Source organism: Streptomyces sp. NPDC089919 (assembly GCF_040684615.1).
GTDB lineage: Bacteria > Actinomycetota > Actinomycetes > Streptomycetales > Streptomycetaceae > Streptomyces.
The window spans coordinates 47,452-60,283 of record NZ_JBFBGK010000046.1; the positions used below are offsets into that span (position 1 = coordinate 47,452).

At 76.2% G+C, this 12,832-nt stretch carries 6 protein-coding genes; 1 reads left to right on the top strand and 5 read right to left on the bottom strand.

Going from position 1 to position 12,832, the window contains the following annotated elements; all coding sequences use genetic code 11:
• Positions 1 to 19 precede the first annotated feature (19 nt).
• From AB0O40_RS19785 to AB0O40_RS19805, 5 genes are read right to left on the bottom strand one after another with little or no spacing between them, the layout of a single operon-like run.
• The gene (locus AB0O40_RS19785) at positions 20 to 2,995 is read right to left on the bottom strand and encodes an NHLP bacteriocin export ABC transporter permease/ATPase subunit (RefSeq protein ID WP_365042930.1); all 2,976 of its coding nucleotides are present in this window, start codon (positions 2,993 to 2,995) and stop codon (positions 20 to 22) included.
• On the bottom strand, positions 2,992 to 5,241 hold the full coding sequence (locus AB0O40_RS19790; RefSeq protein WP_365042933.1) for an NHLP family bacteriocin export ABC transporter peptidase/permease/ATPase subunit: 2,250 nt from the start codon (positions 5,239 to 5,241) through the stop codon (positions 2,992 to 2,994). The genes AB0O40_RS19785 and AB0O40_RS19790 overlap by 4 nt, the downstream gene beginning before the upstream one ends.
• The gene (locus AB0O40_RS19795; RefSeq protein ID WP_365042936.1) at positions 5,238 to 6,053 is read right to left on the bottom strand and encodes an HlyD family efflux transporter periplasmic adaptor subunit; all 816 of its coding nucleotides are present in this window, start codon (positions 6,051 to 6,053) and stop codon (positions 5,238 to 5,240) included. The genes AB0O40_RS19790 and AB0O40_RS19795 overlap by 4 nt, the downstream gene beginning before the upstream one ends.
• Positions 6,054 to 6,075: 22 nt before the next feature.
• The gene (locus tag AB0O40_RS19800; protein ID WP_365042939.1) at positions 6,076 to 7,503 is read right to left on the bottom strand and encodes a SagB family peptide dehydrogenase; all 1,428 of its coding nucleotides are present in this window, start codon (positions 7,501 to 7,503) and stop codon (positions 6,076 to 6,078) included.
• Positions 7,504 to 7,520: 17 nt separating this feature from the next.
• On the bottom strand, positions 7,521 to 9,773 hold the full coding sequence (locus tag AB0O40_RS19805) for a TOMM precursor leader peptide-binding protein (RefSeq protein WP_365042942.1): 2,253 nt from the start codon (positions 9,771 to 9,773) through the stop codon (positions 7,521 to 7,523).
• Between the two features lie 278 nt (positions 9,774 to 10,051).
• Here AB0O40_RS19805 and AB0O40_RS19810 point away from each other — a divergent pair, with 278 nt between their 5' ends.
• Complete coding sequence (locus tag AB0O40_RS19810; RefSeq protein ID WP_365042944.1) at positions 10,052 to 12,586, top strand: AAA family ATPase; 2,535 nt, start codon at positions 10,052 to 10,054, stop codon at positions 12,584 to 12,586.
• Positions 12,587 to 12,832 lie beyond the last annotated feature (246 nt).

Below are 12,832 nucleotides of genomic sequence, written 5' to 3' on the forward strand. Positions count from 1 at the left end.
TCTGGTCGTACGGGTTGTATCAGCCGATCTGCGGGCCCGCCAGCCGGGCGAAGAGCCCGTCGGAGTCCGCGATCAGCTCGTCGTACCGGCCCTGTTGGACGATCCGGCCGCGGTCCATGACCACGATCCGGTCCGCGTCCACCACGGTGGAGAGCCGGTGCGCGATCACCACCCGGGTGGCGTTCAGCCGCCGGGTGGCCTCCGCCACCAGGGCCTGGGTCGGGTTGTCCAGGGCGCTGGTGGCCTCGTCGAAGAAGACCAGCCGGGGCCGGGCGACCAGCGCGCGGGCGATCATCAGCCGCTGGCGCTGCCCGCCGGAGAGGGTGTTGGTGCCCTCCGAGAGCACGGTGTTCATGCCCATGGGCATGGCCCGGACGTCCTCGGCCAGGCCGCTCATCTCGGCCGCGGCCCAGGCGTCGTCGAGGGTGAGCCCGCTGGTGCCGACGATGTTGGCGAGGACGTCCCCGGCCTGGAGGGCGCCGTTCTGGAGCACCACCCCGCACTGTCTGCGCACCGCCGAGACGTCCAGCTCGGCCAGGTCCTGGCCGTCGTACAGGACGCTGCCGGACAGCGGGGTCTCGAAGCCCAGCAGGAGGCGCAGCAGGCTGGACTTGCCGCTGCCGGAGGCGCCCACCACGGCGACGAACTCGCCCGGCTGGACGGTCAGGGTGACGTCGTCCAGGACCAGCGGGCCGTCCTGGCCGTAGCGGAAGGACAGGTGGGAGACGGTGACCCGGCCGGACAGGTCGCCGGGGTCGACCCGGGTCCCGTCGTTCTCCGGGGCCGCCGCCAGCAGCGGCGCCAGCCGTTCCAGCATGGGTACGGTGCCGACCGCCGTCACCGCGGCGGCGGTGAACTGCAGGCCCGCGGCGAGCAGCAGGTTGAAGGCGGCGAAGAACGGCAGGAAGGTGGCCAGCGGGACCCGGCCGTGCAGCGGCCCCGCGGCCACCGCGAAGACCACCGCCGAACACACCAGCGGGAAGCCCGCGTTGAAGGTGGTGACGGCGTTCTGCGCGCGCCGCACCCGGGCGGACAGTGCATGCCCCTTGGCGGCCAGCCGGGTCCACTCGGCGAAGGCCCGCTCCTCGGCCGCCGCCACCCGGAGCTTGGGCATGGCCGTGAGCATCTGGAAGACCATCGAGCTCATCGCCTGTTCGTGGACGTACTCCCGGCGCGCCCAGCGGAGTTGGAGCCGGCCGGCGACCGCGGCGAAGCCGGTGCCGAGCAGGGTCAGGGCGGTGGCCAGCAGGGCCAGGCCCAGGTCGTAGCAGAAGACCAGGCCCAAATTGGCCAGCCCGGTCAGCAGCGCGATGACGGCGGTGGCGAGCATCCCGGAGAGCAGTTCCTGCGCGGCGGTGACGCCCAGCACGGTGGTGCCCAGTTCGCCGGTGGAGTAGCGGGTGAAGAAGGCGGCGGGCAGCGCGAGCAGCCGGCTCCACAGCCCGGCCTGCATGGCGGCCCCGGACCGGCTCTCCAGCCGGAGCACGGCGAGGTTCTGCACGACCGACAGCGCCGCGGTCACCAGCCCGGAGGCGATCACCACCAGGGCGCCCTGGACGATCAGGTCCCGGTCCGCGGCCTGCACGAACCGGCCCAGGACCTTGCCGGTCATCACCGGGATGATCAGCCCGAGCAGGGCCACCAGGATGCCGGTGACGGCCAGCCGGAGCAGGTCCCGGCCGTGTCCCAGGGACGGGGAGAAGCCGAACCGGAGCAGCCCCCGCACGTCCCGGACGTGGTCGGGCAGCGGCCGGTAGAGCACCACGGCGGTGTTGCGCAGCCGGGCCGCCCCCTCCCGGGTCAGCTCGGTCACCTCGCCGTTGTCGACCACCATGTAGCCCCGGCCCAGCGGCAGCAGCGCCACCGGCCGGCCCATCGGCCGGAAGCCGACCAGCGGGCCCAGGTCGCGCTGCCACCAGGGCCCGTCCAGCCGGATCGCGCGGGTCCGGAAGCCGGAGGCGGCGGCGATGGCCCGCAGCTCCGCCTGCGTCCCGCCGCGGCCGGCGCCGCGGGCCGCCGGGCGGACCCGGAAGCCCTGCCGGGAAGCGACCAGCCGGACCGCGGCCAGCAGCGGCGGGTCGGCCGCCACGTCCGCCAGCCGCACCCGGGTGGCGGTGTCGTGCAGCACGGCGTCGAAGGCCCGCACCGCACCGGCCAGCACCTTGCCGTCCTGGGCGCGCCGGTCGGCCAGTTCGCCGCGCTCGTGGGCGCGCAGCACGGCCACCCGGTGGTCGACGGTGGCCCGCAGCCGGGCGGCGTGCTCGGTGAGCAGCCCGGTCAGCCGGCCCTCGCGGTAGACCGCGAGCAGGGAGGTGCCGGTCAGCCGGGCCGGTTCCCGGGCCCGCAGCCAGTCCTGCTCGGTGAGGACCAGGTCGGCGCCGGGGCCGGCCGGCCGCAGCGCGGCGAGGTCCGGGTCGGTGCCGGGGCCCGCGGGGTCGGCGCCGGCCGCCGCCTCGCCCTCGGTGGCCGGGTCGCCCAGGTCCACCAGGCCGGACTCGACCCGCACGATCCGGACGCCGTCCACGGAGCGGGCCGCCTCCCGGGCGGCCAGTTCGGTGGCGCCGGTGGAGCTGAGGGAGGTGAACTGGCGGGGCGGCAGGGTGCCCGGCAGGATCCGGGCGAGCGCGGTCAGCCCGGCGGTGAGGCCGCCGAGCAGCCGGGCGTGGTCGACCTCGCAGGGCTCGTCGGGGAAGCAGCCGCGCAGGGTGGCGCGGCCCCGCCGGATCTCGTCGAGCCGGGACATCGGCAGCAGGACCAGCCGGGCGTCGAGCACCGGCCGGGCGACGACGGTGTGCCGGCCGGCCCGGGCGGTCCCGCAGGCCAGCACCATCCCGGCCTCGGCCCGGCAGAGGAAGTAGCGGCGGCCGTGCTCCCCGGCGGACCGGTCGACGGCGAACAGGTCGGCCGCCCCGGACTCCACGAACAGCACGCTGCCCGGGTCGTCGAGGCAGACCGTGCGCGCCGCGGCGGCGGCACCGGAGACGGCGGTGCTCACAGGGTGTCCCCCTCCTCGGAGCGGCTGGATTCGAAGAGGGCGGCGTAGCGGCCGCGGCGGGCGTGGAGTTCGTCGTGGGTGCCGCGCTCGGCGATGGCGCCCCGGTCCAGCACGATGATCTCGTCGGCGTCCCGGACGGTGGAGAGCCGGTGGGCGATGATCAGGCAGGCGCAGCCGCGGCGGCGGAGGTTGTCCATGACGGTGCGCTCGGTGGCCGGGTCGAGGGCGCTGGTGGCCTCGTCGAGGACGAGCAGGGTGGGGCGGGCGGCGAGCGCCCGGGCCAGCTCCAGGCGTTGGCGCTGGCCGCCGCTGAAGTTCCCGCCCGCCTCCCAGACCCGGGCGTTGAGGCCGCCGGGGCGGGACATGACCTCGTCGAAGACGGCCGCGTCCTGGAGGGCGGCGAGGACCACCTCGTCGGGCACGGTCTCGTCCCACAGCGTGAGGTTGTCCCGGACGGTGCCGGCGAAGAGGGCGATGTCCTGGTCGACGTAGGCCATCGAGGCGGCGAGCACGGTGCGCGGGACCTCCTCGCGGGGCCGGCCGCTGACCAGGACCCGGCCCGAGCGCGGCTCGTAGAGGCCGGTGACCAGCCGGCCGACGGTGGACTTGCCGCTGCCGGAGCCGCCGACCAGGGCGATCCGGGTGCCGGGGGCGACGGTGAGGGAGAGGCCGGTGACCACCGGCTCGGTCAGCGGGCCGTAGCCGAAGGTGACGTCCTCCAGGGCCAGTTCGCCGTCCAGCCGGTTGCCGGGGGCGTCCTCGCCGGCCGGCCGGCCGGGGTCGAAGCAGCCGGCCTGGGGGTACTGCTCGACGTCGTGGATGCGCTTGAGGTCGGCGTTCATGTCCTGGAGCCGGGTGCCCAGGTTGGTGAGCTGGGTGACCGGCCGGCTGAGCGCGGCGAGCAGGGTCTGGAAGGTGATCAGGATGCCGACGCTGAGCGTCCCGTCGGCCACCCGCAGGCCGCCGACCAGCAGCAGCACGCCGATGTTGACCACGGCCAGCAGCGGTGGCAGCACGGTCAGCACGGCGGTGGCCTGGCCCAGCCGCTGCTGGGCGGTGGTGACCTTGGCGAGGAAGCCGGCCCAGCGGGTGAAGGCGTCCGGCTCGGCGCCGCTGGCCTTGACCGACTCGATGGTGGACAGGGTCGCGAAGGTGGTGCCGACCAGGTTGCCGCGGTCGGCGCGCAGCGCGGCCACGGCGTCCTTGCGGGAGCGGGCGACGAGCTGGAGGACGAGGACGTTGAGCGCGGCGGTGGCCAGGCCCAGGACGCCGAGCAGCACGTCGTAGCGGACCATCAGGGCGCCGTAGAAGACGACCAGGACGAGGTTGATGAGGGTGGCCGCGACGTCCCGGGACAGGATCATGGCGACGGTGTCGTTGCTCGCCACCCGCTTGGCGACCTCGGCGGGGCGGCGTTGCAGGAAGAAGTCGACCGGCAGCCGCAGCAGATGGCGGAAGAAGCGGGCCGAGGCGACCAGTCCGGTGCGGATCTCGATGCGCAGCAGGTAGTGCTGCTGTACGGAGGTCAGGACGAAGACCATCAGTGCGGTCACGGCCATCGCCACCACCAGCGGCAGCACCGCGGTGGTGGAGTCCGCGCCGAGCACCCGGTCCACGAACACCCGGGAGTACGCGGCCCCGACGATGCCGGGCACCACCAGCAGCAGGCTCGCCAGCAGGACCAGCGGCAGCGCCCGCCCGGAGGGCAGCCGGCGGTCGAGCAGGGCGGCGGCGGTGCTGCTGCGGCGGCCGCCGGGGGTGAAGTCCGGGCCGGGTTCGAAGGTGACGAAGACGCCGGTGAAGCCGGAGTCGAATTCGGACCACTCCATCAGCCGGGGCCCGCCGGCCGGGTCGTTGACGGCGACCAGGGTGCGGCCGAAGCGGGTGCTGACCCCCTCGACGACCAGGAAGTGCTGGAAGGCCCAGAAGACCATGACGGGGCCGGCGGCCAGCTTCTCCAGCAGGACGTCCGCCTCGGCCTGGAAGCCGCGGGCGACCAGGCCGAAGGTGCGCGCGGCGGCCATCACGGAGCTGGCCTTGGCGCCGTCCCGGGAGACCCCGCACAGGGTGCGCAGCTCTTCGAGCGGGACGTGCCGGCCGTAGTGGGCGAGGACCATCGACAGGCTGGCGGCGCCGCACTCGACGGCCTCCATCTGGAGGACGGTCGGTACCCGGTGGGCGCGGCGGCGGGCCCAGCGGCGGGTGCGGGCGGCGGTGCGCCGCCGGCGGCGGTCCGCGCGGCTCACCGGCCGAGCACCAGCTCGAACGGCGACTGGGTGCGCAGCTCGATGGAGGCCGAGACGGAGGTCTGCGAACCGAGCCGGACCGGCGGGGTCTTCGCCGTGGACCACTCGTATCCGGAGGACGAGCCCGGGTCGGGGATCAGGTCGACGGTCACCAGCCGGGGCGCCTGGCCGCCCTGCTTGAAGCCCTCCGCGGCCAGCTCGCCGCCGGCCACCGCGGCCAGCCCCTCCCGGGTCAGCGGGTACGGGTCGATGCTGGTCACCCGGCCGCGCAGCAGGCCGAAGACGGCGGGCGGGGCGGTGGAGACGGAGAGCCGGACCGGGCGGCCGGGGACCAGCCGGGCGGCCCGGTCGGCCGGCACGAAGACCAGCGCGACCAGCCGGTCGCCGGGCAGGTCGGTGCGCTCCACGGTGGCGGCCGTGGCCCCGGTGCGGACGTACTGGCCGGGGCTGAGCGCGGCGCTGATGACCTTGCCGGCGAACGGGCTGGTGACGGTGCGGACCGTGCCGCCCGGGTCGGTGACCTCGGCCACCGGCTGGCCGGCCCGGACCTGTTCGGCGGGGTGCACCAGGACCCGGCCGACCATCCCGGTGTACGGGCTCTGCACCTGGCTGGTGCCGCCGGGGTGGGTCAGCACCCCCGGGGCGTCGACGGTGACGTGCAGCCGGGCCAGCAGCGCCCAGCCGCAGGCGCCCGCCATGACGATGAGGACGACGAAGACGGCGATCCAGCCGCGGGGGGCCGCCAGCATGACGGCGGCGTCGAGCTCGTCGGGCTCGCGCTTGCGTTGGAGCGCCTGGTAGCGGAACTGCACGGTCTCGGTCCCCCTCGGTGGGTCAGTCGGCCGGGCCGGCGGGTCTGCCGGGCGGCGCGGGGTCCGGGGCGGCCGGCCGGCTGCCCAGGACGAGTTCGCCGACCGTCCCCTCCAGTAACGGGTCCCGGCCGGTCGCGGCCGCGAAGGCGCCGGTGTCGCCGCCGCCGAGCCCGCAGACGGCCAGGCCCATGGCGGCGGCGACCAGGTAGACGGTCTGGTAGAGCACCCCGACGTGCTTGAGGACCAGCGGGTAGGCGACCGTCTCGTACTTCCACATGACCCGGCCGAAGCGGGCCGCGACCAGCAGCACCACCTGCGGGTCGCCGGGCATCATCGAGGCCTCGCGGGCCTCCTTGACCAGGGCGGCGGTGGCCGGCCCGGGAGCGGCGACGAGCTCCAGCTCGTGCCGGTCGGGCGCGTAGCGGTACAGCCCCGGCTCGACCCCCGCGCAGTGGCTGACCAGGGGGTAGACCTCCAGCTCGTGCACCGCGCCGCCGCTGGGCAGCGGGCGGTCGGCCAGCTCCTGGCCGTCGCCGCCGGTGAAGGTCCGGCGGATCCGGACGGTGCGGAAGAGCAGTTCGGCGAGCTGGTCCAGGGTGAGCGGGGCGGTGTCGTCGTGGGCGCGGGTGGAGCTGCGGCCCTCGATCGCCTCGCTGAGGGACGGGTCCCGGGCGGCGACCGCGGCCGGGTCGGGCACCGGGAGCTTGGTGCAGGCGCCGCCGCCGGCCGGCAGGGCCACCGGTTCGGGCCCGAAGCGGTCCGCGTGCCGGTACGTGCCGCCGTAGCCCGGGGCGGCGCCGGGGGTGCGGGTGCGCAGGTGGAAGGCGAGGTCGATGGGGTCCCACTGGAGGTGGCCGGGCTCCTCGGCCTCCGGGTCGGCGCCGGGCCCGCCGGGGGCCAGTGCGCCTGCGGTGGCCAGCAGGCGCAGCAGGGGGCCGGGGACGTCCTCGGTCCAGGCGGTGAGCCGCGGCAGCAGGGCGGCGGCCCCGGCGGCCAGTTCCACCGCGAGCGGGCTGCCGGGGGCCCGCAGCGCGAGGGCGCCCTCGGCGGGCAGCAGCAGGGCGTGCCGGCTCAGCCGGACCGGTCCCCGCGGGGCGGGCCGCAGCGCGGTGCTGCCGCGTCCGACCGCCACCAGCCGGGCGAAGGGCGCCCCGTCGGGGGCGGTCACGGCGTGCTCCAGCAGCCCGGCGCCCTCCAGCCGGCTGCGCAGCAGCTGCCAGCGCAGCAGCCCGCTCTCGCCGTCCCCGGCGACCACCAGCGGGGCCAGTTCGGCCTCGGTGCGGTCGCCGGTGGCGAGTGCGGTGAGGGCGGCGGCCGCACCCGGGGTCAGGCCGGTCAGGGCGGTGCCGCCGGTACGGGTGGTGAGCCGGCCGTCCTCGAAGGAGGCGCCCCGGGCCAGCCGGGTGGCCAGGCCGTGGCCGTCGGCCGGGTGGGTGCTCGTGGGGGTCATCGGCGCCAGCCCTGTCATCAGAAGAAGACGTTCCAGGAGTTGAGTCCGGCCTCCGGGGTCGGCGCGGGCAGCAGGCCCAGCCGGACCGGGGCGTCGTAGAGCCGGCCGGGTCCGACCCGGCGCCAGAAGTGCCGCAGGCCCGGGGCGATCACCTTGACCACGCTCAGGTCGAGGTCGGGGCGGGTCTGGTCGATCACGATCACCTCGGAGCCGGCCGCCCGGATCCGGGCCACCTGCTCCTTCACCCGGGCGCCGAGGTCGGCGCCGGCCGGCGGGCCGACGCGGGTGGCGGGGAGGTCCGGGTCGGGCAGCAGCCAGGGCTCCCGCCCGACCGTGGCCTCCTTCAGCCAGGTCAGGGTCTCCAGGTCGTCGACGAGGTAGGCGGTGTGCCCCGCCTCGTCGCGCCGCTCGATCATCGGGAGGAACTGGTTGAGCTCGGTCAGGGCGCGGAAGGCCGCCACCCGCGGGTCGGGGTGCGCGCCGAAGCCGACCAGCACGTCCTCGACGCCGTGCCGGCGCCGGGAGGCCGCCGCGTACACCGGCATCCCGAGGTCGAAGGTGAGGTCCAGCATCCACAGGTCGCGGTCCATGGCCTCGTAGTACGACCGGAGGTGACCGACGTAGGGGTCGTCGAGGGAGTCCATGTCGAAGGCCGGGCGGCGCAGCCGGTTGTACCACCACAGGGCGACCGCGTCCCGCTCGGTCAGCTCGCACAGGCCTTGGAGGACGGCCTCTTCGAGGGTGTTGCCGGCCGCGTTGCCGTTGGAGTCGGCGATGCAGAAGAAGTGCTCGTCCAGGTCGGGGTGGCCGTACCAGGCGTAGGCGGCGGGGACCAGCCGCTCCTCGTCGTGGGTGAGCGACCAGCCCCGGCTCCAGTCGACCGGCAGGTCGTCGGGGAAGGGGTCGGGGACCTTGTGCAGCCGGTTGGCCGGGTCCTTGTTCCACTCGGCGCGGCCGGCGGTCTGCCGCTCGGAGAAGTGCAGCAGGTCCCGGGGGTGCACGGCGGTGCGCGGGTCCAGCTCGCGGTAGGCGGCGCGCAGCACCGGCTCGTCGCCCCGCCAGACGCCGGAGTACCGCTCGATGGCCTCGCAGACGGCGCTGACCTTGGCCTGGATCTCGGAGCGGCCCTTGCCGCCGCTCTGGCCGCGCAGGTTGCGGCGGAGCAGGTCCATGCTGTCGTTGACCATCGCGAAGTTGTGGCCGGCCGAGTAGCTGTACGTGAGGGTGTTGGACTCGGGGGTGTGCGAGACCAGCCGGGTGATGGCGCCCAGGTACGGGCTGATGTGCCGCTCCAGCCGGGCGAGGGTGGCCTCGGGGCGTTCGACGCGGTAGCCGCCGTCGCTGGTGTGCGAGGCCTCCCGGCCGGACAGCACGATCTTCGGGCTCCGCTCGGCGACCAGCGCGGGATTGCCGCAGGAGGGGCACTGCGGCTGGCGGACCAGCTGGTGCCGCTCGGTGGTGAGGGTGGCCAGGTCGAGGGTGACCATCCGGCCGCAGAGGGCGCCCGGTTCGCCGGTGGCGGCGATCCGCGCGGTCTCCGCGGCGAGCAGTGCGGCGGCGGCGAGCGGGCCGGCCGGGAGCCCGGCCCGGGCCGGGTGCCGGGGCACCGACTCGCCGCGCCGGGTGGCCAGGTACCGCTCCAACTGGCGGTTGCCCGAAAGGCGTTGGGACAGGCAGGTCCAGCAGCCGGTGTGGTCCGGGTCGAGGAAGGGGCCGATCCAGGGCGCCACCCCGCCCGGCCGGGCCAGCAACCACGGCCTTCCGGCGGCCAGTTGGCGGGTGTTGCGGTCGGCGAGGGCCGGGTCGAGGTAGTCCTCGGCGAGCACCACGGCCACCCCCTCGGCCGGCACCTCCCCGACCGGGCCGGTACGGGCGCCCAGCCCGACCGCGCGCAGCGCCGCGAGCAGCGGCTCCGGGTCCGCCCCGCCGGTGGCCGAGACGGTGACGGGCGGTGCGCCGAGGGTGCGGGCCGGGTCGACGCCCAGGGCGTCCCAGTAGGCGAGGGTCCGCTCGGGCAGCTCGGGCCGGCCCTCGGCCAGGTGGCCGGCGGCCCCGAAGCGGCTCAGCGCGGCGAGGACCGCGGGGATCGGCAGGGTGCCGGCCAGCGCCTGGACGATCTCCATCACGGTGTGCCGTCCGTCGAGGTACGGCAGCACGGCCGCGGCGGCGCGGCCGGGCACCAGGTAGTCCTGGCCCTCCGCGTAGAGGAAGACGCGCTCGCCCTCCACCACCTCGACGTGGAAATGCGCCTTCAGACGCGGCTTTTCCATCTGTCCCCCCTGCATCCGGTGGTCCGTCCGAGGTGGCCTCTCGCGCTCCAGCCAAACACGCGGGGACCAGGGGGTAAATGCTTCACCTGGTACGCAGAAAGACGCCGGTGTACGTATTCCCGGGCCGGTTGCCTACGTATCGGAACACCGGGGCGGAAGGGGCGCGGCACGGCGGAATACTGCACTCCGGTCAACTCCGGTGCGGGCGCCCCGAAGTCACCGAAAGGCAGGGCTCCGGTGGCTTGATATGCAGTGTCAGGAATGCGAGATTGACCCACATGCATTCACCTCAGGGCGACCTGTTCGACCGCGAGCGTGAGATCGTCCTCCTCCAGGAGGCGATCGACCAACTGGCCCTGGGGCGGCCGACGGTGGCCACCGTGCAGGGGCCCCGGGGCATGGGCAAGTCCGCCCTGTTGAACGCCGTCCCCCGGATGCTGCCCCCGCACACCCTGGTGCTGCGGGCCCGCTGCCACCCCAGCGAGAGCCAGTTCCCGTACAGCATGGTCCGCCAGCTCTTCGACCCCGTGCTGGCCGCGCCCACCGGGCCCGACCGGGCCGGGGCCGCGGACGTGGCCGGGGACGGCGGCGACGGCTGGCCCGGCGCCCGCAGCACCCAGGAAGCCCTCCAGGTCCTGCTGCGCACCACCCGCTTCCTCGCCGTGGACCGGCCGGTGGCCATCCTCGTCGACGACCTGGTCTACGCCGACGAGCCCTCGCTGCGCTGGTTCTCGTACATCGCCCGGCGCCTGGACGACCTGCCGGTGCTGATGGTCGCCACCCTGCCGGCCACCGGCGCCGCCCGGGTGGCCGACGAACTGGGGCCGCTGCCCTACCTGTTGCGCCTGTGGCCGGAACCGCTCTGTCCCACCTGTACGACCGAACTGCTCGACCGGGCCTTCGAGAGCCCGGTCGACCAGGAGCTGGCCGCGCTCTGCCACACCCTGGCGCACGGCAACCCGCTGGTCCTGCACGACCTGGTCAACCGGCTGCGCCGGACGCATGTCCCGGCCAGCTCGCCCGACCCCGAGCAGGTCCTGCCGATCGGCGCGCAGACCCTCTCCGAGACCGTGCTGGCCTGGCTCGACGAGGACGACCCGGCGGCGGCCGAACTGCTGGCGCAGCTGGCCGTGCTGGGACCGGACACCGACCCGGCCGTCTGCGGGGCCCTCTCCCACCGGGGCGAGGTGCACGAGCAGCAGGCCCGGGAGCGGCTGGTGCGGGCCGGGCTGCTGGAGGCCGGGCCGCCGGCCCGGTTCCCGCACCCCGCGCTCCGGCCGGCCGTGCTGGAGCGGGTACCGCCGGCCGCGCGGCTGGAGCTGCATGCCCGGGCCGCCGCCGTACTGGCCCGGCTGGGCGCCCCGGCCCGGCAGACCGCCGAGCACCTGCTCAAGGCCGGCTGCGACTGGGGGCTGGACGTGCTGCGCGGCGCGGGGGCCCAGGCCGCGGCGGCCGGCGAGCACGAGGTCGCGGCCCGCTACCTGCGGCGGGCCCTGGCGCTGCTGGACGAGCCGGCCGCCCGGGCCGACGAGGCGGGCCGGGAGCGCGAGGAATCGTTTCTGGATCTCACCGCGCGGCTCGGCGCCGTGGAACTCCACCGCGACCTGGACTCCTGCGCCCGGCAGGCGGCCACCGCGGCCGGCAGCCCGCTCGGCCCGGTCCGCCGGGCCGAGGCGCTGGCCCGGCTGGCCTCGCCCGCGCTGGTCGCCCGGGTCGAGGGGGCGCAGCCCTTCGTCCGGGTCTGCGGCGAGCTGGCCGGCCTGAGCGCGCCGCCGCGGGAGTACCTGCTGCTGCTCACCGCGCAGAGCCTGCTCACCGGCCACCGCTTCGGGCTGCGCCGGGCCGCCCGGCTGGCCGCCGGGGGGCCCTGGGACATGGCCGCCCGGGCCTTCGGCGGCGCGCTGGCCGCCGCGGCCGCGGCCGGCGGCCGCACCGCCACCGCCCGGCGGCTGGCCCTGCGGGTCGCGGACCTGCCGGGGCGGGAGCCGGCCGGGCTGGCCCCGGCACCGGTGGCCGGGGCGGTGGGTGCGGCCCTGGCCCTGACCTGGACCGGTGACCTGGTGGAGGCCGAGGCGCTGACGGTCCGGCTGATCGGCAGCGCCCGGGCCGCCGAGGACCTGGCCACCGCGCTGCTGGCGCACCTGATCCGGGGCGACGTCCGGTACCGGCAGCGGGACTTCGCCGCCGCCCACGCCGATGCGCAGACCGCGCTGCGGCTGGCCCGGCGGCTGGGCTCGGCGGCCCTGGCCGGGGCGGCCGTGGCGGGGGCGGCCCGGGCCCTGGTGCGGCTGGACCGGACCGCGGAGGCGGCCGGGCTGCTGGACGGCGAGCCGGCCGTCGGGGACGCGCACCCCTTCGTCAGGGCGCTCTCCCTCCAGGCGCACGGCACGATCGCCGCGGCCCGCGGCGAACACGCCGCGGCGGTGGGGCTGTTCCTGGACTGCGGGCACCGGCTGGCGCTGCGGGGGATCACCCACCCCGGCTGCGTGACCTGGCGGGCGCAGGCCGCGCAGTCGTACCGCTTCCTGGGCGAGGAGTCCGCCGCCACCACCATCCTGGCGGGGGTGCCCCGCCAGCCCGCCCCGGCGGCCGCCGCGCCCGCCGCCCCGCCGCGGGAACGCACGCTGCTGAGCGCGGCGGAGCTGCGGGTGGCCGAGCTGGTGGTGCGCGGCCACTCCAGCCTGGAGGTGGCCGAGAAGCTCTTCCTCAGCAAACGCACGGTCGACACCCACCTGGGCCGCATCTACCGCAAGCTGGGCATCCACAGCCGCCACGAACTCCCGAACTCCTTGGCCCCGGAACTCCTGGTCTGAGCGGAGCCCGGCCCGCCGGCGCCCGGCCCCCCGGCTCGGCCCGCTGCCCGGCTCGGCCCACGCGGCCCGGTCGGCTCGGCCCGCCCGGCCGTGCCCGGCCGAGCCCGCTTTGCCGGTGCCCGGCTTGCCCGTGCCGGCCCGCCCAGACCTGTCCGGCGCGGAGCCCCGCTGTGCCCCCTTCCAGCCCCGCCGGCGTTTGAGGCGACCGTCGCGGAGCGGCGGTGCGGGGTTCGGGGCGGAGCCCCG